Here is a 20,992-nt window from a genome sequence, read left to right on the forward strand (position 1 = left end):
CGCCCGTCGAATACGAAGCCAACTACTACACCGAACTCACGAAACCCCAGGTCACAACCACAGTCTGAGATCTCCACCGAACCCGGGGCGGTTCATTCTTCGTGACCCCGGGGATCCTGTGCCTCGCAGCCGGACTCGCGACTGCCGTCGAGGAAGGCGACCACGCACACCTCGGGCTCGACCACGCTGCTGCAACTCCAGGGGCCGGCGTTGCGTGGCGGAGCACGGCAACCCGGTCGCCGCATTCATGATGGGGCGTCCTGGAGCGCGATGGAGGTGATGAGCATGCCGCAAACATGGCTGGAAGTAGTGGCCTGGTGCGCTCTGGCCAGTGGGTTCGTCAGCGCCGGGTGGCTTGCATGGGACATCTCGGTTCGGCGTTACCGGCCGGATATGGCGATCATGGGGGTGGTGTGGCCGGTTACGGCGTTGTACTTCGGTCCGCTCGCCGTCTGGGGCTATCTGCGGTTCGGCCGGCCATATACGGACCGTTGGCGTCAGCAGCACGGCCAAGCACCGCGGCGGGCACCGTGGGCTTCCGTGGCTGTTGGCGTGTCGCATTGCGGAGCCGGCTGCACCCTTGGCGACGTCATTGCGGAGTTCCTGGTCTTCGGCGCCGGGTGGACGATCGCCGGTAGGGCTCTTTGGGCTCAGTACATCTGCGACTTCCTTGCCGCTCTCGTACTCGGCATCTTCTTCCAGTACTTGGCCATTGCGGCAATGCGGGGGCCTGGCCTGAGAGCCGGGCTCAAAGCTGCCGCCAAAGCAGACGTGCTGTCCCTCTCAGCATTCGAAGTCGGTCTTTTCAGCTGGATGGCTGTCATGACGTTCGTCCTTTTTCCCGACCCTCACCTCACTCCCACGAGCCCTGTCTACTGGTTCCTGATGCAGATCGGCATGGTGATCGGATTCTTCACCGCCTGGCCGGCCAACGTATGGCTGATCAGACGGGGCATCAAACATGCGATGTAGCTTGCTCACCGTTCCTTTGGACTGAGCGGGAGTGAATCCGCTCGGCCGCACGCCCCGAACGGTCTTGGGCGCACTGCAGCTGCAACCCCCGTCGCCCCCGGGCCACGGACGGCCCGGAGCCCCCGGGAGATCGTGATGGACGGGCCTCGACCCCACGCCGGCCGGCGCATCCTCGAAGACCGCGGCCGGCCGCGCCCGGCTCGGCATCCAGCACGGCGTGCAGGTACGCCACCGAGCCGTCGTACGCCTCGACGGCCCTGTCGCGGATCAGGCGCAGCAGCCGCTCGTTCTTTGCGGCACCGGCGCCTTGCACCGTCTCCGCTGCCGCTGTGCCGTCAGGGCTGCCCTCGGACAGTTCGATGTCCCAGCATGCCGCCGGCACCAGGACGGTACTGCCGCTGCGGCGTGTCCGGGACGCCCTGCGTGCCCGGGGCGTAGTCCGTGAGGAGGACGGAGCAGCGGCAAACGGGCCAACAACGGGGCGGCGCGGCATCGCAAGGCGTATCGCCCGTGCTGGGGTTGTCGGACGGAGAGCGGCGGCGCCAGGAGGTCGGAACCATGAATGATCTGGCGGGGCTGTTCGGGTCGGACGGCTCTCCCTCGACCGCGGCCGGTCCAGTGCCGCGGAGACGTGGATGACCGCGGCCACGGAGCTGCTGGCCGAAGTACCGCCCCAGTTGCTGCCGGCCCGGCAGCTGATGGCGTTCAGCCTGGGGACGCACATCCTGCTGGTGCCCCTGGGGGTGGCGCTCCCGTTCATCACGCTGCTGATGCACTACCGGTACCTCCGCAGCGGTGACCCGGTGGCCGGTCTGCTGGCGCGCCGCTGGTCGGCCGTGATGGCCGTGCAGTTCGCGGTGGGCGTGGTCACAGGGACGGTTCTGTCGTTCGAGCTGGGCTTGTTGTGGCCCGGGCTGATGGGCCGGTGGGGCGATGTGTTCGGCCTCGGTTTCGGCGTGGAGGCGTGGGCGTTCTTCCTCGAAGCCATCCTGATTGCCGTGTACCTGCACGGCTGGCGCCGGCTGAAGCCGCGGACGCATTTCCTCATCGGTCTGCCGCTTCCCCTGGTCGCGCTGCTCGGAGCCTTCGGGATCCTCGCCGCGAACTCCTGGATGAACACCCCGCGGGGCTTCGTCCTCAACGACGACGGCCATGTGGTGGATGTGGACGTGCGGCGGGCCGTCTTCACGCCCATGTTCGGGCCCGAGTACTGGCACTTCGTCGTGGCGATGTTCATGACGGCGGCGTTCGTCGTCGCCGGCGTCTACGCGTGCGGGCTGCTGCGGGGCAGGCGGGACCGGTACCACCGGCTGGGGTTCCTCGTTCCGTTCACCGCCGCGGCCGTGCTGACCCCCGTTCAGATGGTGCTGGGCGATTTCATCGCCCGGTCGGTCTACCACCAGCAGCCGGTGAAGTTCGCGGCGATGGAACTGGTCTGGCGGACCGACACCCACGTGACGGAGTACATCTTCGGCCGGCTCAACAGCGACGGTTCGGTCTCGGGCGGCCTGGGGATTCCCTGGCTGGACTCGATTCTGGCCGGTTTCCGCCCGAGTACCGAGGTGACCGGCCTCACCGCGGTCCCCGCCACGGACCGGCCGACGCCGGAGCAGGCCACCATCGTGCACACCGCGTTCGACCTCATGGTGCTGGTCGGGAGTGGCCTGATGCTGCTGGTGCTGTGGTTCGCATGGTCCTGGTGGCGGCGCCGCGACTGGCCGAGGTCGCGTTGGTTCCTGCGCGCTGCGGCAGTGTCGGGCGTTGCGTCGGTCGTCGCGGTCGAGGCGGGCTGGGTAACCACCGAAGTCGGCAGGCAGCCGTGGATCGTCTACGGCCACATGCGGGTCTCGGAGGCCGTGACCGGCATGCCGGCCGAGACCCTGTGGGCCGTGTTCGCGATCACTGTCCTGGGATACGTGGCCGTCTTCGCGGCGTTCGTGACGGTCCTGTTGCGCATGCGCACCCGGTGGCGGCTCGAGGACGAGGCGTCCTCGGTGCGCCAAGGCACGGCCGGCACAGAAGCCCCCGGGGAGTCGCCCGAACGTCACGTGCCCTACGGCCCCCGGACCGAGCGCACACCGGAAGGACGGCCGTGACCGAGTACCTCGTGGCGTGGGTTCTGGTGCTCGCCGTCACCGCCTACGCCTGCGGTGGCGGCGCGGACTACGGCGCCGGCTTCTGGGACCTGCTGGCGGGCGGACCGGAACGCGGACGGCGTCCCCGTGCGCTGATCGACCAGGCGATGGCACCGGTGTGGGAAGTGAACAACGTCTGGTTGATCTTCGTCCTCGTGGTCATGTGGACCGGTTTCCCGGCCATGTTCCAGGCCGTGTTCTCGGCCCTTTGGATTCCGTTGCTCCTCGCGGTGGCCGGTCTGGTCCTGCGCGGTGCCGGATTCGCACTGCGCAAGCCGACCCGCCGGCTGGCCGAGCGGCGGCTGTACGGGGCGGTCTTCGCCGTGGCGTCGCTGTTGACGCCGTTCTTTCTCGGCGCGGCGGCGGGCGGGGTGGCGTCGGGCCGGGTCGCTGTCGGCGAAGCGTCGTCGTTGGAGGCGTGGACGAATCCGACGTCATTGCTGACGGGGCTGATGACGGTGGCCGCCGCCGCCTTCCTGGGCGCGGTGTTCCTGGCCGGCGACGCGCGGAGCTTCGGCGAGCCCGACCTCGTCGGCTATTTCCGGCGCCGTGCTCTGCTCAGCCTGGTCGCCCTGGCGGTGCTCGCGGTCATCGGTGTTCCGCTCACCCGGGACGACGCGGCCTACGTCCACCACGGTCTGACGCATGGCGCGGGACTCGCGCTCGTCTGTGTCGCCGCGGCGTGTGGGGCGGCAGCCGTGTGGTTGCTCATCCGGGAGGCAGCCGCCCAGATCACCAGGGCGGCTGCGGTCGGTTCGGTGGCGGCGGTGGTCCTCGCCTGGGGTCTGGCTCAGCGCCCCTATCTGCTTCCCACGACCATGACCGTGGCGGAGGGCGCCGGCGCGACGGCGACAATGCAGTGGCTGGTGATCGTCTCCGCCATCGCGGTGGTCCTGGTGGGGCCGGCTCTGGTGCTGCTGTACTGGCTGGATTCGCGCGGGGAACTCCAGTGAGGCCGCGTCACGGCGAAGTGGCCGGTTCTACGGGGCCAGGTCCGGCAGGCATCACCGGTGCGGTTCGGACAGCCCGTCGGTACCGTCCGTCCGGCCCCGGGCGTCCGGCGCGTACGGGCACACCGGCGGCGGGTCCGCCGGCAGCGGCGCCGACGCCTCCCAGAGCCGCTCGATCGCGTCGGAGCAAGGCCGGGGAACATTCGCAGCGCCGGTTCCTTGAAGCCGAGGGCGACGACGTGACGCCCCTGGCACACGCTTCAGGCGTGCGGGACCACTGCGACAGGACAGGGAGCATGGTGGATGGCGCCGTGCGTGACGGCGCCGATGTGTGCGCCCGCGCCTTCCCTCCGGCGGTTGCCGATGACCAGGAGCCCGGCCCCGGAGGCTGACGACACGAGATGGTCGGCCGCCCGGCCCGCGACGGCATCCAGCGAGACGTTCACCTGCGGAAAGCGATCTCGGAACGGCTCCACGGCAGCTGCCAGCGCCGCCTCGTGATCCTTGGCGGCCGACGTCTGCGCGTGGTGCATCGAGGGCAGGTGCCATGTGGTCACCAGGTGCAGCGAGACCCCTCGGCGCGCCGCGGCATCGAAGGCGAAACGCAACAACTCGCCGGCTTCGTGGCGTACGTCCACCCCCGCGACCACCCGCCGGCCGTCGGCAAGGCCGGCAGCGTAGCGCCTGCGCACCAGCACGACCGGGCCGGCCGTCCGGGACACCACTTCCTGGCCGACCGACCCGAGCACGAATCCCTCCCCCACGCTCAGCGCACGCGACCCGAGCACCAGGAGATCGGCATCGGACGCTGCAGCCAGCAGTACCCTGCTCGGCGCGTCCTCCACCTCTTGGAACGTGGTCCTCACACCGGCCTGCCGCTCCTTGACCCGCGCCTGAACCGCACCCAGCAGGCGCATGGCCTGCTCCTTACGCACATCGCGGGCCGGCACCACGGCCACCAGCGCGTGCTCCTGCCACAATGAGGCGTTGACCACAAGCAGGTCCGCGCCGGCGGACGCAGCCTCATCCGCGGCCCAGTCCGCCGCTGCCATGCTCTCGTCGGAATCGTCGACCCCCACCACGACTTGTCCCGGCATGCTGCGCCTCCTCCATTCGTAGGGACCCCTTGCGAGGGAAGCGTCGCGATCGTCTGCGCAAGTGGGCACTCACTCACAGACTCACTTCTCCGCGTTGGTTCCGCCACGACAGGCACCTCGAACGGAGCAAGGCGTACGGCTTGGACGATGCTGACTCTTCCGGCGGTCATCGCGGCAGGCGGGGTGCTCACGGACTCGACGGCCACCGTGATCGTGCGATGATCACCGCACTGCTGTTCCACTCCGATCACGGGCCTGTCCGGCCCGTGATGACGAAACCCTGCCCGCTTCCAGCGAGGCGGTGATCCGGTGGTCGATGCTCACGCGGACGGGCCGGAGGATGCCGTTTCCCGCCTCCGCCTCGGTCAGGGCAGGAGTCTCCGCCGCGGAGGCGGTCAACGCCTCGACCGGTTCCTCACGCGCGATCCCCCGCCGGTCCCACTCGGTCTTCGCAGCCTCCAACACCTCGGCCGGCCACGCGGCTTCCTCAGCCCGAAGGCGACGGGCAGCGTGTCCGCTGCGGTACGGCGTCACCCGCCACCGCCTGGCCGGCCTTCCGGATGGACGTGACGTGGTGTCACCCGGCCCGGCCCGTACCCGGGTCCGACACCTGCCGGTAGTCGTCGAGTCCCGGGTAGCGCTGTGGCATCTGCGTGGCCAGGAACCGGACGGGGACGTCGTGGAAGCTGCCGTGCCGGGCGGCGTAGGAGAAGAACGCCGCCCCGCGCCGGTCCGTGGACGGCAGCAGCGCGTCCGTCCTGCCGTCGAATGCGGTGGGTGCCACCCCCAGCCGCTCGCACAGCTGCCGGTGGAACATCGGCGTCGCTTTCACCCAGCGGCCGTCCAGCCACAGTTCGCTGTAGCCGTGCCAGGCGAACACGCCGGTGCCGGTGGCCGCGCGCAGCCGCCGCCCGGTGTGATGGTGGTTGACGACGTCGGCGAACGCCATCCGGGCCGGGATGTGCGACGCCCGCGCGAGCGCGGTGAGCAGCGACGCCTTGCTCACGCAGAAGCCGTGCCCCTCGGCCAGCACACTGCTGGCCCGGTAGGTCTCCACATCGCGCAGGTAGGCGCCCATGGAGATCGCCCGGCCCGGCGGGATGCTGCAGTAGCCGACCTGGTCGCGTACCTGCTCGTACAGGGCGCGGGCCTTGTCGATGCCGTGGGTGCCGGGGGCGATACGGGCCGCCGTCTCCCGTACGGCCGGGTGGGCGCTGTCCACGTAGCGGCCCGGCTCCAGATAGCGGCGTACATGCGCGGGCACGCACACTGCGGCCGGTGTCAGCGACATCGGTCCGCCCCGGGCGCCGATGTGAATTCCAGTACGGCGACGGTGCAGTTGTAGCCGCCGCCGAGGCCGGCGATCAGTACCCTGTCGCCGGCCTCGACGGCACCGGAGGTGATCAGGTCGTCGAGGGCGGCGAACTGGTCCGTGCAGCCGACGTGCCCGATCCGGCGGGCGAAGGGCCACGTCGAGCGGTCGATGCCGATGCCCAGCGGGTCCAGGCACTGCTCGTACAGGGCCTCGCGGCCCAGCGCCGGACCGGCGACCCAGCGCACATCGGCGGCGGTGATGCCGGCTTCGGCCAGGGCTGCGGCACCGGCGCGGTGCATCAGGTCCGCCATGCGCCGCTTGGCCTCGTCCAGCCCGCCGGCCAGGGTGTCGGAGAACTCCATCACCCGGTCGAAGAAGCCGATCGGATAGCCCTCAGCCGGGTCGGCGGAGAACGGCATCGCGCCGCGCTGCATGCCCTCCAGGCCGGTGTCGGCGACGGACACGGTCGCCACGACGTGGGCGAAGCCGCTCCCGCGCGCCACCACGGCGGCGCTCGCTCCGTCGCCGAAGACGAAGACGGGCGGCGCGGAGCGCCATCGGTCCCAGGCCCGGTCGCCGAACCGGTCCGCCGCGGTGATCATCGCGGCCCCGCCGGCCGGCCCCGCCGCCAGGTGCGTGCACGCCAACTCCAGTGCCCCGACAGCCGAGTTGGACAGCTGGTGGATCTCGAATGACACGCCGTGCCCGTCGAGGACATGGTGCTGAAGGTAGGAGGCGGCGTTCCAGCCGGGCAGCCCGTTGTGGGTGGCCACACCGTGCAGCAGCAGACCGAACCGGTCCGCGCCGATACCCGAGCGTTCGAGCGCGGTGCGGGCCGCCCGTATCGCCATGGCGGGCTGCGAGTCGGCGTCGTCGGCGACGGCTACCCGCTGCTGTCCGGTGGCGCGCTGGTACTCGCGGCTGTAGCGGCCGTCGGCGATCGCCTCGTCGACCGGCACCGTCTTGGGGTGCCAGGCACCGGTCGCGGCGAGATGGATGTCGTCGTGGCGCATGGAGCGGTCCTTTCGGAACGGCACGGAAACAAGGACTCAGGACACAGGGACGGGCGGTGCCGGGCAGGGGCGTCACGCGGGGGAGGGGGCCAGCTGGGTGACCAGGAACGCGGCGACGGCGGCGGCCGTGGGGTGCTTCCACACCAGCGTGGCGGGCAGCTTGAGACCCAGCCGCCGCTCCAGACCGCGCCGCAGGACCTGCGTCATCACCGAGTCGAGCCCCAGCTCGGTCAGCGGCCGGTGCACGTCCAGCCGCTCGGCGCTCAAGCCGAGTTCCGCCTCGATCTGCCGGCCGACCTCCGCCAGCAGCAGCGCGCCGAGCTCCTCCGGCGCGAGATCCTCGGGCAGCGCGGGCGCCTCACCGGGCCCGTCCGCGGGGCCCGCCTGGGGCGCGGCGATCTCGCCGAGGACGGGCAGGGCCGCGGTGCCGGTGACCGGCAGGACGGCCACATAGGGCTGGGTACCGCAGCCGGCGGCGTACTCCCAGGCGCGCAGGGCGTCGGCCGGGTCCACGCTGCCGCAGCCGCGGTCGGCGAGTTCGGCGTCCACGAAGTCGCTGACCGCCATTCCCGCCCCCCGCCACGACGTCCACGCGAAGCTGGTCGTGCCCGTGTCGCCGGCGGTCTGCCGGCGGCGGGCGAGGGCGTCGAGGCAGGCGTTGGCGGCCGCGTAGCTCGACTGCCCGGTCAGCCCCAGCTGGTAGCCGATGGAGGAGAACAGCACGAAGAAGTCGGTGCTGCCGGGCGGGAACAGCTCGTCCAGCACGAGAGCCCCGCCCGCCTTGGGCGCGAGCACCCGCTCCAGCGACGCCTCGTCGAGGTCGCCGAGCATCCGGTCGTCCAGCACACCGGCGGCGTGCACGACCCCCCGGACGGGCGGCAGACCGAGCGCGTCGGTGTCCAGCGCCGCCCGGGCGGCGGCCCCGTCGGCGATGTCGACGGCCACGCTCGTCACGCTCACGCCGAGCGCCTCCAGCCGCCGTACCGCCTCGATACGCCGCACGGTGGCAGGCTCGCTCTGCGCGGGCCACGTACGGCGCGGCGGCAGCGCGGTGCGGCCGGCGAGCAGGATGCGCCGTGCTCCTTGGCCCGCCAGCCAGGTGGCGACCTCGAGACCGAGCGCGCCGAGCCCGCCGGTGATCAGATAAGTGCCGTCCGCCCGGCAGATCGGCCCGCCCGCGCCGCCCTCGCCGGTGGCGGGCACGAGCGGGGTGAGGCGGCCGGCGCGTACCCCACCTGCGCCCACGCGGTAGACGTCCGCCTCCGGTGCGGCGCGCAGCAGCTCGGCCAGCGGACCGGACAGCACATCGGGCGGGGTGCCGGCATCGAGATCGACGGCGCGGGCGTGCAGTTCGGGGTGCTCGCCCGCGATGATGCGGACCAGGCCGAGCATCGCGCTCTGCGCGACGGCGTCGCCGTCGTCGGCCTGCCAGGCGCCTTCGGTCAGCGCCCACAGCCGGGGCGGAAGCGATCCGCAGCGGGCCAGCAGCAGTTGGGCGGTGGCGGCGAGCCGCCAGGCGGAGCGGCGGACCGCCGCACCGGCCGCAGAGCCGCTCACATCGGGCAGGACCAGCACCGCGTCCCCCTGGCCGAGGTCGTCGACCAAGAGGCCGAGCGCGTCGGTGTCCTTCGCGCGCAGACAGCGCAGGCCGGCCGCGCCGAGCGCGCGGGCCACGTCGTCGGCGAGGGCGCCGGGCGCGCTGTCACCGACCAGGGCGACGGTCCGCAGCCGCGCCCGCGGATCGGCGGCCGGTCGGGCCGCGGGCCAGGACATGGTGTGTGTCAGGCGCTGCGGGGGCAGGCCGGTACCGGTGGCGCCGTCGAGGGTGGCGAACGTGAGGCCCTCCAGGACGCCCAGGAGCCGACCGTCCCCGCCGCGGACCACCGCGTCGGTGGTGTCCGGGCCGCCGGCCGTCGACGCGGGGCGGATGTGCACGGTGACGACGTCGGGCAGCCCCAGCGGCAGCCGGACCCGGCGCACGGCGGACGGCATCCGCAGCCGGCCGTCGTCGTCGAAGGCGAGCGGGGCGACGGAGAACACGGCGTCCAGCAGCGAGGCGCGGGCGAGCCCGGGGGAGTGCGCGCCGCCGGGCACGGGCCGCACCCGGGCCCGCAACCGGCCGCCCGCAGCGCTCAGTTCGATGATCTGCCAGGGGAACCCGACATCGCCGACGCCGACCTTGCGCAGCCGCTCGCCGACCGCGTCGGGACTCAGCGTCTCCCGCGCCCCCACGGCCTCCTCCTGCTCCTCCTGCTCCTCGTCGGCGGGGATGCCGCCGCCGGGGACGAGCCGGGCCGTGGTGTGCGTGCTCCACGCCCCCGCCTGCGCCTCCTCGCCGGTGCCGGTTCCGGTTCCGGTTCCGGTGCCGGGGGCGCGGCACGAGGCGAGACTGATCCCACCCGCCTGCTCCACCACCTGCACCTCCAGCTCGCCGGCGACCGTGACCGGCACCTTGAGCGCCACGTCCTCGAGGCCGTTGGTGCGCCCGGCGGCGAGGAAGGTGTTGAGCAGCACGGCGGCGGGCACGACCTCGACGCCGTGGATGGGGTGCGCACCCGGATAGGGCCGGCAGTCCGCGTCGAGACGGGTGCGCCACAGCCGCGTCGAGGCGGCGCCCGCCAGGCTCACCTCCGCACCCAGCAGAGTGCCCGAGCCGGTGTCGTGCTCCTCGTCCACCCGCCCCTGGGGGGAGGGGCTGCGCCAGTACGGGACGTGCTGCCAGGCGCGGCGGGGAAGCGCGGTCAGCGGCCCGTCCGGTGCCTGGAGGCCCTCGGCGTCGCCGTGGCAGTGCAGCGCGCCGAGATGGGCGAGCAGAGTGGCACGCTCCGGCCGCTCACGGCGCAGCGTGGCGGTGACGAGCACGTCGTCGTGGCCGGCCGCCTCCAGCGTCTCGCCGATCGAGTGGGTGACGACGGGATGGCCGGACAGTTCGACGAAGACCCGGTGGCCGTCGTCGGCCGCCGCCCGCACCGCCGCCTCCAGCCGGACCGGGTTGCGCAGATTCGCCGCCCAGTACGCGCCGTCGCGCACGGCGGGGGAGCGCGGGTCGTCCAAGGCGGTCGAGTACAGAGGCACCCGGGGCGTACGGATCCGCAACGAACGGGCCGCAGCGGCCAGTTCAGCGAGCAGCGGATCCATCTGCGGACTGTGGAAGGCGACATCGGAGGCGACCCGCCGCACCATCACCTCCTCGGCCTCGAACGCGGCGCACAGCGCCTCCACGGCCTCGGGTGTGCCGGAGACGACGGTGGAGGCGGGGGAGGCGGCGATCGCGGCGACGACCCCGGAACGGCCTGCGACGCGCTCCTGGACCTCGGTGAAGCCGGCGCCCACCATGGCCATCGCGCCGTGGCCCATCGCGCGCCGCAGCAGGACCGAGCGGCGGCAGATCAGCCGGGCGGCGTCCGCCACGCCGAGCACCCCGGCGCTGACGGCGGCGGCGATCTCGCCGACCGAGTGCCCCACGACGGCCGCCGGGGCAAGGCCCCTGGCCCGCAGCACGGCGTCGAGGCCGACCTGCACCACGAAGATCATCGGCTGGACGAGGTCGGTGCCGCCGAGCGGCCCCTCGAGCAGCACCCGGCGCGGTGAGACGCCGAGCTCCTCGGCGAAGACGGGCTCGACCAGGTCGACGGCGGACGCGAACGCGGGCTCCGTGAGCAGCAGTTCGCGTCCCATGCCCTCCCACTGCGAGCCGTGCCCGGAGAACACCCACACGGCGCCGCCCCCGCCGCCGGCAAGGACCCGCCCCGTCGAGACGGCGGGCGCGGCGCCGCCCTCGGCGATCACCTCCAGCGCCGTGGCGAGAACACCGTGGTCCCCGGCGACGGCGGTGGCCCGGTGGGCGGCGTGGCTGCGGCGCGCCAGCAGCGTATGGGCGACGCCGTCCAGGGGCGCGTGCGCGCCGGGGCCGCGCAGCCAGCCGGCGAGCGAGGCGGCCTGCGCGCGCACGTCGCCGCCGGACGCGCCGGACAGTGCGAACAGCCACGGCCCGCCGCCGTCCGCCGCCTGCCGCCCGCCCCGGACGGGGGAGGGCCCCGGCGCGGGGGACTGTTCGGTTGCCTGCCAGGGGGCCTGTTCCAGTACGACGTGGCCCACGGTGCCGCCGTAGCCGAAGCCGGACACCCCCGCCCGCCGCACCGCGTCCTCCTTCGGCCAGGGCACCGGCAGCGTGGGCGCGGACAGCCCCGAACAGGCCCAGTCGATGTCGGGGTTGAGCTCCTGAATGTTCGCGGTCGGCGGCACGATCCCGTGCTGCAGGGCAAGGACGGCCTTGATGACCCCGGCGACCCCGGCACCCGCCTCCAGATGCCCGATGTTGGCCTTCGCCGACCCGATCATGCACGGCCGGTCCTCGGGCCGGCCGGCGCCGAACACCCGCGCCAGCGCGTTCACCTCCACCGGGTCGCCCACCCGGGTGCCGGTGCCGTGCGCCTCCACGAACGACACCGACCGCGCCTCGACGCCGCCCTGGCGCAGCGCGGCACGGACCACCTGCTCCTGCGCCGCGCCGCTGGGCGCCATGATCCCGTTCGTGCGGCCGTCCTGGGCCAGCGCGCTGCCGCGGATGACGGCCCGGACCGGGTCGCCGTCCGCGAGGGCGTCCTCGAGCCGCTTGAGGACGAGGACGCCGACGCCCTCGCCGCGGCCGTAGCCGTCGGCCGCGGCGTCGAAGGACTTGGAACGCCCGTCGCGGGAGGTGGCGCCCGCCGCGTCGAGGACCAGCGACAGGCCCGGGGCCGCCACCAGGTGCGCACCGCCGGCCAGCGCATGCGTGCACTCGCGCATCCGCAGACTCTGACAGGCCAGGTGCAGGGCGGCGAGGGAGGACGAACAGGCGGTGTCGACAACGAGACTGGGGCCGCGCAGATCCAGCGCGTACGAGAGGCGGTTGGCGATCGCGCACAGCGACGCGCCGATCCCCGACCAGGCCTCGATCGCCGCCAGGTCCTCGAGCATCTGACGCCCGTAGTCGTCGCTGCCGGCGCCCATGAACACGCCCGCGTCCGAGCCGGCCAGCGTGTGCGGGGCGATGCCCGCGTCCTCCAACGCCTCCCAGCCCACCTCCAGCGCCAGCCGCTGCTGGGGGTCCATCAGCTCGGCCTCGCGGGGAGTGATGCCGAAGAACGCGGCGTCGAAACCGGCCGCGTCGGCGAGGAACGCGCCGCGCCGCGGCGCCGAACGCAGCGCGCGGGCGGCGCCCGGCCGGCCGGCGTAGCCGTCCCAGCGCCCCTCGGGCAGATCGCCGACCGCCTCCCTGCCCTCCAGCAGGAACGTCCAGTACGCGTCCGGGGTGTCGATCCCGCCCGGCAGTCGGCAGCCGATCCCGACGACGGCGATGGCTTCGGCGGTTTCGGCGACTCCGGCGGCTTCGGCGTGCTCGTACTGCGTCATAGGCGCGGCCCTTTCGGCGTGGGGGAACGGTCCCGGCGTCCACGGGCCAGCAAAGCGCGCCGGGGGCAAGCACGGTGCAAGCCCGCCCCCCGGCGCCCGTCCGCACACTGCGCCGCCGCACCCCGCCCGCACCCCGCCCGCACCCCGCCCGCGCACCGCCTGGCGTTGCGCGGGCGTTGCGGGCACCGGCCCACGATGCGAACCGGGTGCCGCTCTCCGGGCGCCGCCGGCCGACGCCTGTTCAAGGTCAGGAGGGCTGCCTTGAATCCTCCCCCTCTGAAGGGGAGGGGGTTCCTGCCGCTTCAGGGCTGTTCGGGGATTTCTGGCTCACGCCGCCAGGCGGGACAGCGCCCCGTCCGGTCTTACGCGATCAGCACCAGCCGGGTTGAGACCAGCCCGGACCAGCATCACGCGGGCGGAGTTCACCGGCCCCACTCCGCCAGGAGGGCGGTGCGAGCGGTGGCCGACACACGCAGACGGAACGTCCACCGGGCATGCCCGGCATCCCCACCCGTCCCCGCTTGCGTCGACATGCCCCTCAACCTAACCGGAAGGTATGACAGTTGAGCATCGGTGATCGTTATGGGCTGCCCCGCCTCCGCGGCGGCCGGACGGCGAATCCCCCTGACGGCGATCCGCCGCTCCCCGCCCCGCACCGCGCGAGTCCGACTACTCCCCGGCCTGAAAGCCGGAGCATCCTCGGAGGAATCAAATGACCCGCACGCTGGACATCGGTCTCGACATCGACGGGGTGCTCTACCCGTTCGTGGACGTCGTCGCCCGCTACGCCGAGGGCGCCCTGGGCCGCCCGTGCTCGGCCAAGGCCGAATCATGGGACTGGTACGTCCACCAGTGGGGCCTGAGCGAGCAGGAGTTCTTCGCCCTGTGCGGGCGCGGCGTGCACGAGAACGTGGTGTTCACCGAGGGCGCCCCGCTGCCCGGCGCGCTCGAGGCCGCCCGCGAACTGGCATGCGCGGGCCACCGCCTGCACTACATCACCGCGCGCGCGATCACCGGGGTGCCCGCGCCGCTGGCCTGGCGCCGTACGGCCGCATGGCTGGCCGCCTGGGACTTCCCCGTCGACTCGCTGACGATCGCCACCGACAAGGCGTGCCGGTTCACCGACGTCTTCCTCGACGACTCGCCCGGCAACTGCGACGCGCTCATGGACGCCGGCCACCCGCGTCCCGTGCTCTGGTGCCACGGGCCGGTCACCGCCCACCGGGCGGAACGGGTCTTCGACTGGGAGGAGTTCCTCGCACTCGTGGACGCCGAGAGCGCAGCCCCCGCGAGCCCCGCCACCCTCGCGGCCCGCCACCCGGTAGCCTCCTGAAACGCTCCGGACGCAGTACTTCACCTGACGCGGGGTCGGTGGCGCCCGGAGAGACGCCGTCCGGAGACAACACCGGAGAAACAACACCGGAGAAAGAACAATGCGACACAACCCCCAGCGCCGCACCGCCCTGCTCGACGCGGCCATCGAAGTCCTCGCCCGCGAAGGGTCCCGCGGCCTGACCCTGCGCGCCGTCGACGCCGAAGCGGGCGTCCCCGTCGGCACCTGCTCCAACTACTTCGCCAACCGCGCCCAGCTGCTGCGCCAGATCATGCAGCGCACCCGCGAACGCCTCACTCCCGACCCCGTCGAGCTCGCCGACACCCTCACCGCCCCGCCCACCCACCACCTCGTCGCCCGGCTGCTGCGCCAGGTCCACGAGCGCATGGAGGGCGACCGCAGCAGCTACCTCGCCATGCTCGAACTGCGCCTGGAGGGGGCCCGCCGCCCCGAACTGGGCGCCGAACTCAACAAGATCCTGGCCGCGGAGCTCGAGAGCAACATCCGCTTCCACCTGGAGGCGGGCCTGCCCGGCGACCGGACCGATGTCGTCCTGCTCTACCTCGCCGTGCACGGCATGATCGTCGACGACCTCACCGTCCCCGCCGTCCTGGACGGAAAGGCCCCCGGCCTCATCGACGCCCTCACCACCCGCCTCCTCGGCCGCCCCACCACCCCCTGACCCGCGCACCACCCACCCGCCTCCTCGGCCGCCCCACCACCTCCTGACCCGCGCACCACCCACCCGCCCCACAGACCCGTCTCCCACCACCCCGGAGCGCCCCACTCAGACCCGTCTCCCACCACCCCGGAGCGGGCCCCTCCGGCTGCGCCTTGCACGCCTGTTGCGAGCCGCCCGGTTTCCTCGCAGCATGGCGAATCGCAAAGAATGGGATGCCGTCGTCGTCGGCTCCGGCATCGGCGGCCTCGTCTGCGCCGCCTACCTCGCGGTGAGCGGCCTGCGCGTCCTCGTGCTGGAGCAGCACGACGTCGCCGGCGGCAACAGCCACGTCTTCCGGCGCCGCCGCCGCTACGAGTTCGACGTGGGCATCCACTACCTCGGCGACTGCGGCCCCGGCGGCCTGCTGCCCTCCGTCTTCGGCGGCCTGGGCCTCGCGGACCGTATCTCCTACCTGCCCATGGACCAGGACGGATTCGACCGCATCGTCGTCCCCGGTCTCACCCTCGACGTGCCCGCGGGCTGGGACGGCTACCGCAAACGCCTGCGCGAGGCGTTACCCGGCGATGCCGCCGGCATCGACACCTTCACCGCGATCTGCTCGGCCGTCGGCGCCGAGGGCCGCGCCGCGCTGCTGAGCGACGAGGACCTCACCGGCGAACAGCTCGCCGCCCGCAGCCCCGCCTTCACGGCCTGGGAACAGCGCACCCTGGCCGACCTGTTCGACCACTGCGCGCTCTCCCGGCGGGCCCGTACCGTCCTCGCCGCCCACGCCCCCACCTACGGCCTGCCGCCCCACCAGTGCCCGCTGCCCACCCACGCGGCCATCATCGACCACTACCTGCACGGCGCCTACTACCCCAAGGGCGGCGGCCAGATGCTCCCCGCCGGCCTCGTCGAGGTCATCGAGTCCCACGGCGGCCAGGTCCGTACCCGCACCCGGGTGGAACGCATCCTCGTCGCATCCGGCCGCGCCACCGGCGTCGCCCTCGCCGACGGCCAGGTCGTCACCGCGCCCCTGGTCGTCTCCAACGCCGACTACACCCGCACCGTCCAGGGCCTCGTCGGCGAGGAGCACTTTGACGCCGACACCGCGGAACGCACCCGCACCTCCACCATGTCGCTGCCCTTCGCGGTGCTCTACGTCGCCCTCGACACCACCCTGGCGCAGCGCCCCAACGCCAACCTGTGGTGGTACCGGCACACCGACATCGACGACGGCTTCCGGCAACTGGCCGAGCACCGCATCGACCCGGTGCCGTTCCTGTTCGTGTCCTTCTCCTCCCTCAAGGACCCCGGCGCCCGCAACATCGCCCCCGAAGGCCACAGCAACTTCCAGGTGATGACCCTCGTGCCGCCCGACCACGCCTTCTGGGGAGCCGGAGCGAGCCCCGCCGACGGCGGCCGCTACCGCCGCAGCCCCCTGTACCGGCAGCGCAAACAGCAGCTCACCGAGGCGATGCTGAACGCCGCGGAGGAAGCACTCGGCCCCTTCCGCGGCCACATCACCCACCTCGAGGCGGCCACCCCCCTCACCCACGAGCGCTACATCCACTCCCGCGCCGGCACCCCCTACGGCCTGGCCCGATGGGGAGCGACCGGCGAGCGCCCCGACACCGCCACCGCCGTCGACGGTCTCCACGTCGTGGGCACCAGCACCTGCTACGGCTCCGGCATCGAAGGCGTCGCCACCGGCGCCATGATGTGCGCCTCGCAGATCCTCGGCCGCCGCCTCATCCCCGAGGTCACCCGCGGCGCGGTCCTCGCCGACCCGTCCCTGCTCCCGCACCGCGGCGACGACTTCGACCCGCTCGCCGTCTCCCGTGGCGCCGCCCGCCGCCACGCCCGCGGCCTCGCCCGCATCGACACCGCACCCGGTCCGGCATGAGCCGGAGCCCGACCCCGAGCCCCGAGGAGCGCCCCATGGCCCACCAGCCGCCCCCGCCCGCCCCCCAGCCGCCCCCGGCCTGCCCCCGGCGAGCCTTCGCCCTCGACCCGGCCGGCCGCGACCTGCACGGCGAAGCAGCCCGTCTGCGCGCCCTCGGCCCCGCCGTCCTCGTCGAACTCCCCGCCGGCATCCAGGCCTGGTCCATCAACACCCACGCGCTCCTCAAGACCCTGCTCACCGACCCCCGCGTCTCCAAGGACCCCCGCCGCCACTGGCCCGCCTGGCAGCGCGGCGAACACCACGACACCTGGATCCGCACCTGGGTCGGCGTCCACAACATGGACACCGCCTACGGCCCCGAACACCGGCGGCTGCGCAAACTCGTCGCCCCCGCCTTCACCGGCCGCCGCACCCAGGCCATGCTGCCCCGCATCCGCAATGCCGCAGCCCGGCTCCTCGACACCCTCGAGAACACCGCCCCCGGCGAAAGCGTCGACCTGCGCGCCGCCTACGCCCACCCGCTGCCCATGCAGGTCATCTGCGACCTGTTCGGCGTCCCGGAAACCTCCCGCCCCCGCCTCGCCCACCTCATGGCCCGCGCCATGGACACCACCCTCACCCCCGACGAGGCCGAACACACCGTCCACGACGTCCAGTCGGCCCTCGCCGCCCTCGTAGCCGACAAACGCGAACACCCCGGCGACGACCTCACCAGCGCCCTCGTCGCCGCCCGCGACGACGACGGATCGAACCTGACCGAACAGGAGCTCCTCGACACCCTCCTCCTCGTCATCGGCGCCGGCAACGAGACCACCGTCAACCTCATCGGCAACGCCGTCCACGCCCTGCTCACCCACCCCGACCAGCTCCGCCTCGTCCTCGACGGCACCGTGTCCTGGCACGACGCCATCGAGGAGACCCTGCGCTGGGCCCCCAGCGTCGCCAACGTCCCCCTGCGCTACGCCGTCGACGACATCCCGCTGCCCGGCGGTCCCACCATCCGCCGCGGCGAAGCCATCCTCACCGCCTACGCCGCAGCCGGCCGCGACCCCGGCCGACACGGCCCCACCGCCGACCGGTTCGACATCCGCCGCCCCGGCAGGGGAGAGGCCGAACACCTCGCTTTCGGACACGGTGTCCACTTCTGCCCCGGCGCGCCGCTCGCCCGCATGGAAGCCGCCATCGCCCTGCCCGCCCTCTTCGAGAGATTCCCCGCGCTGCGCCTCGCCGTCCCCGCCGACCAGCTCACCCCCACCGAGGGGTTCATCGCCTTCGGCTACCACGCCCTGCCCGTCCACCTGACCGGTCCGCCGCCGGGCCCGGCAGGAATCCTCGACTCCAACTCAAGGGCTCTGGCGCCCCGTTGAACCGCTCGGATTGACTGACGGCATGACACCCACACAGCACACCGACCCCCGCCCGACGCTCGTCACCGGCGGCACCGGCAAGACAGGACGCCGCGTCGCCGAACGGCTCCGCTTACGCGGCCGGGACGCCCGCACCGGATCCCGCTCCGGCACACCGCCCTTCGACTGGAACGACTCCGCCACCTGGGACGCAGCCCTCAAGGGCACCGGCTCCGTCTACCTCAGCTACTACCCCGACCTCGCCTTCCCCGGTGCCGCCGACACCGTCGGCGCCTTCTGCCGCACCGCCGTCGCCGCCGGCGCCCGCCGCATCGTGCTGCTGTCCGGCATCGGCGAGGAAGGCGCCCGCGCCGCGGAGGACCAGCTCAAGGCATCCGGCGCCGACTGGACCGTGGTGCGCTCCAACTGGTTCAACCAGAACTTCTCCGAGTGCTTCTTCCTCCCGCCGGTCCTCGCCGGCTGCCTCGCCGTCCCCGCCGCCGACACACTCGCCCCCTTCGTCGACGCCGACGACGTGGCCGACGTCGCCGTCACCGCCCTGACCGACCCCGCCCACACCGGCAACACCTACGAGCTGTCCGGCCCCCGCCTGCTCAGCTTCGCCGACATCGCCGACGAACTCTCCAAGGCCACGGGCCGCACCATCACCTACCGCCCCGTCACCGTCGACGAGTACCGCACCATCCTCAAGGACGCCGGTCAGGACCAGACCTACGCCGACGTCTTCGCCGTCTTCCTCGACGGCCGCAACGCCCACCTCGTCGACGGCGTCCGCCAGGTCCTCGGCCGCGCCCCACGCGACTTCACCGACTTCGCCCGCGAAACCGCCACCACCGGCGTCTGGACGCCCTGACCCGGCGCGCCGGCACCGCTGTCCGCGGCCCGGGACCCGGCCCGGGCCGCGGACAGCACCCTGCCGGCCTGAAGGCCGGCGCATCCTCCGGTCACTCGGTGATGAGATGTTATAGGGGACATTCGGGTGACAAGCAGCCCGTACTGCAACTGCCCTGGGCCCGGCCGCAGTCCTCGTCACCAGTTGCCCGACAACTGAGGAGGCACCCATGACCGGTTGGCCCGTTTCCGCCATGACCGCACCCGGCACGCCGTCCATCGCCGACCCCTACCGCTTCCCCGGCGCCCTCGACGGCCCGGCGCCCTGCGACCACGGCGACTACCTCCTGGCCGCTCCCCGTCCCGAGCATCGCGTGCCCCTGCCGCTGGAACCCTGCGACCGGCGCCGCCTGGACCTGCACGCCGCCCTGACCACCGCGGGCATCGCACCCCTGCCCGGCGACCTCGCCGCCATCGAAGCCCTGTGCGTCCTCGACGACACCACCCACGCCGCGCTCCAGCGATGGATCACCCGCACCGTTGCTTCGATCGTCAAGTGATCTCAGCAATCCCGGTGTTCCGCCGGAATGGTCCGTAACGGGTCACCAGAGCGCGAGTTGTGAGCTGGTGGCTTGTTGACGGTCTCCCGATTCCTTCCCGGCCCGGGGGCTGGGCGTTGTGCCGCCTGCCCGCCCCGTCCCCGCGCCCGGCGCCCGAGCGCCCCTAAGGTGCGTCCATGGACCCGCACGACCATCGCGACGACGACCTGGACGGCCTGAGCCGCGACGAACCCGTCGCCGAAGTGCGCAGGCTTCGCACCGCCATTCGCGTCCACCGGGACGGCTCCGGACACGACCTGTGCCGGCACCACCCGCAACTGTGGTCCCTGCTGCCCGAACCTCTGGAACCCGACGTCGCGGTGCCGCCCTGGCCGCGCTTCCTGCGCGGCCGCGTCCGCTACCGCGAAGCGCTGGACCGCGAACTGCCCGACGCACCGGTCGACGACCGCGAGTACGAGGGCCCGGGCCCCCGCCGCCCCTGAGGCACCCCGTCCCGAGGACCGCCTCTCACCCGCCGTCTACGGCAGGGATGTTCAACCGAGTTCCAGGCTGGTGACCCCGAACAGACCCGCTCGGTCGACCTCGGGCACCGGCCCGCTGTACATCCTGGCCGCCTCGAACGTGGGGGAGAGGCCGAGCTCGGCCGCCAGCTCCATGGCCGGCCTGTTGCAGTCGGGGACGTCGACCGCCACGGCCGACCCCTGCCGGTCCGCCGCGAGAGCGTGCACCAGCGCCGCCGCGACCTGCTGGTCGGCGGCGTACAGCGGCCCGATGCGTGCGGCGCCGCTGCACGGGCGCGCGACACCGAACCCGCGCATCTCACCGTCCCGCACAGCGGCCACCGCCCTGCGGCCGGGCAGCCCGACCCAGGCCGCGAGGAAGGCGTGACGGGCCTCCGGGAAGAACCTCCGGTCGTAGGCGGCCAGTCGCCCGAACGACAGGGAACGGCCGTCGACGAGCGAGACCCCCTCCGGCGGCGCCCCTGCCGCGTCGCCCGGCGCCGGCACCCCCTCGAACCGGACGTTGTTCCACGCGCGGACGAACCCCGACCTGCGGTAGTTCTCCTGCTGGTCCACCACACCGTCCAGCCCCACGGTGCGGCCCTGAAGACGGTCCATGCCCGCCCGCCACAGCCGCATCCCGTAGCCCTGGCCGCGCACAGCGGGGCGGGTGATGTAGAAGCCGATGAACCCGAAACCGGCCCCGTAGCGCACGGCCGAGATGCAGCTGACCGGCTCGCCGTCCAGACGGCCGATCAAAAAGCCCTCCGGATCGGCCACGGCGAAGGCCCAGCGGTCGGAGTCTCCCGGGTTCCATCCCTCCTCGTCGGCCCAGTCCCGCATGAGCCCGATCTCCCGGGCGCTCGCGCTCCGGATCTCGAATTCCGCCATCCCTGTCCTTCCCGCAGATCCGCCTCCCTTCCACCGGCCGGCCTCATGGTCCGGTGGTCGACATGAC

At 72.9% G+C, this 20,992-nt stretch carries 15 protein-coding genes and 1 pseudogene; 10 read left to right on the plus strand and 6 right to left on the minus strand.

Translation table 11 applies throughout. The features are described from left to right. Positions 1-270: 270 nt before the first annotated feature. The 3 genes from ACZ4SA_RS29035 (at position 271) to ACZ4SA_RS29045 (ending at position 4,060) form a co-directional block, all read left to right on the plus strand. On the plus strand, positions 271-972 hold the full coding sequence (locus ACZ4SA_RS29035; protein WP_468280412.1) for a DUF4396 domain-containing protein: 702 nt from the start codon (positions 271-273) through the stop codon (positions 970-972). Between the two features lie 635 nt (positions 973-1,607). Beyond that, positions 1,608-3,068, plus strand: a complete 1,461-nt coding sequence (locus tag ACZ4SA_RS29040) for a cytochrome ubiquinol oxidase subunit I (protein WP_468280413.1) — start codon at positions 1,608-1,610, stop codon at positions 3,066-3,068. Continuing rightward, complete coding sequence (locus ACZ4SA_RS29045; RefSeq protein WP_468280416.1) at positions 3,065-4,060, plus strand: cytochrome d ubiquinol oxidase subunit II; 996 nt, start codon at positions 3,065-3,067, stop codon at positions 4,058-4,060. Before ACZ4SA_RS29040 ends, ACZ4SA_RS29045 begins: the two co-directional genes overlap by 4 nt. Positions 4,061-4,317: 257 nt before the next feature. Here ACZ4SA_RS29045 and ACZ4SA_RS29050 read toward each other — a convergent pair whose 3' ends face one another. The 5 genes and pseudogenes from ACZ4SA_RS29050 to ACZ4SA_RS29070 all read right to left on the minus strand — a co-directional run. Beyond that, positions 4,318-5,154: a universal stress protein gene (locus ACZ4SA_RS29050; protein ID WP_468280419.1), complete on the minus strand. Its 837-nt coding sequence runs from the start codon at positions 5,152-5,154 to the stop codon at positions 4,318-4,320. A 577-nt stretch (positions 5,155-5,731) separates the two neighbouring features. After that, the gene (locus ACZ4SA_RS29055; RefSeq protein ID WP_468280422.1) at positions 5,732-6,445 is read right to left on the minus strand and encodes a transglutaminase-like domain-containing protein; all 714 of its coding nucleotides are present in this window, start codon (positions 6,443-6,445) and stop codon (positions 5,732-5,734) included. Continuing rightward, positions 6,436-7,482, minus strand: coding sequence for a ketoacyl-ACP synthase III family protein (locus ACZ4SA_RS29060; protein ID WP_468280424.1), 1,047 nt, complete (start codon positions 7,480-7,482; stop codon positions 6,436-6,438). Before ACZ4SA_RS29060 ends, ACZ4SA_RS29055 begins: the two co-directional genes overlap by 10 nt. A 72-nt stretch (positions 7,483-7,554) precedes the next feature. Further along, positions 7,555-12,876 carry a type I polyketide synthase gene (locus ACZ4SA_RS29065; RefSeq protein WP_468280426.1) on the minus strand — a complete coding sequence of 1,774 codons (5,322 nt, stop codon included), beginning with the start codon at positions 12,874-12,876 and terminating at the stop codon, positions 7,555-7,557. A 327-nt stretch (positions 12,877-13,203) separates the two neighbouring features. Beyond that, positions 13,204-13,305: pseudogene (locus ACZ4SA_RS29070) on the minus strand (RNA-guided endonuclease TnpB family protein); the annotation flags it as partial. 283 nt (positions 13,306-13,588) lie between these two features. Between ACZ4SA_RS29070 and ACZ4SA_RS29075 the strand changes: the two are divergent. The 7 genes from ACZ4SA_RS29075 (at position 13,589) to ACZ4SA_RS29105 (ending at position 20,016) form a co-directional block, all read left to right on the plus strand. Next, positions 13,589-14,209 carry a 5' nucleotidase, NT5C type gene (locus tag ACZ4SA_RS29075; RefSeq protein ID WP_468280429.1) on the plus strand — a complete coding sequence of 207 codons (621 nt, stop codon included), beginning with the start codon at positions 13,589-13,591 and terminating at the stop codon, positions 14,207-14,209. A 100-nt stretch (positions 14,210-14,309) separates the two neighbouring features. Further along, on the plus strand, positions 14,310-14,891 hold the full coding sequence (locus ACZ4SA_RS29080; RefSeq protein WP_468280432.1) for a TetR/AcrR family transcriptional regulator: 582 nt from the start codon (positions 14,310-14,312) through the stop codon (positions 14,889-14,891). A 190-nt stretch (positions 14,892-15,081) separates the two neighbouring features. Further along, on the plus strand, positions 15,082-16,776 hold the full coding sequence (locus ACZ4SA_RS29085; protein WP_468280435.1) for a phytoene desaturase family protein: 1,695 nt from the start codon (positions 15,082-15,084) through the stop codon (positions 16,774-16,776). A gap of 35 nt (positions 16,777-16,811) precedes the next feature. Beyond that, the gene (locus ACZ4SA_RS29090; RefSeq protein ID WP_468280438.1) at positions 16,812-18,143 is read left to right on the plus strand and encodes a cytochrome P450 family protein; all 1,332 of its coding nucleotides are present in this window, start codon (positions 16,812-16,814) and stop codon (positions 18,141-18,143) included. Between the two features lie 22 nt (positions 18,144-18,165). Then, positions 18,166-18,996, plus strand: coding sequence for an NmrA family NAD(P)-binding protein (locus ACZ4SA_RS29095; RefSeq protein WP_468280441.1), 831 nt, complete (start codon positions 18,166-18,168; stop codon positions 18,994-18,996). A 208-nt stretch (positions 18,997-19,204) separates the two neighbouring features. Beyond that, positions 19,205-19,534 carry a hypothetical protein gene (locus tag ACZ4SA_RS29100; protein ID WP_468280443.1) on the plus strand — a complete coding sequence of 110 codons (330 nt, stop codon included), beginning with the start codon at positions 19,205-19,207 and terminating at the stop codon, positions 19,532-19,534. A gap of 176 nt (positions 19,535-19,710) precedes the next feature. Continuing rightward, complete coding sequence (locus tag ACZ4SA_RS29105) at positions 19,711-20,016, plus strand: hypothetical protein (RefSeq protein ID WP_468280445.1); 306 nt, start codon at positions 19,711-19,713, stop codon at positions 20,014-20,016. Between the two features lie 51 nt (positions 20,017-20,067). Here ACZ4SA_RS29105 and ACZ4SA_RS29110 read toward each other — a convergent pair whose 3' ends face one another. Continuing rightward, on the minus strand, positions 20,068-20,925 hold the full coding sequence (locus ACZ4SA_RS29110; protein ID WP_468280447.1) for a GNAT family N-acetyltransferase: 858 nt from the start codon (positions 20,923-20,925) through the stop codon (positions 20,068-20,070). Positions 20,926-20,992 lie beyond the last annotated feature (67 nt).

Source organism: Streptomyces sp. NPDC027962 (assembly GCF_055566095.1).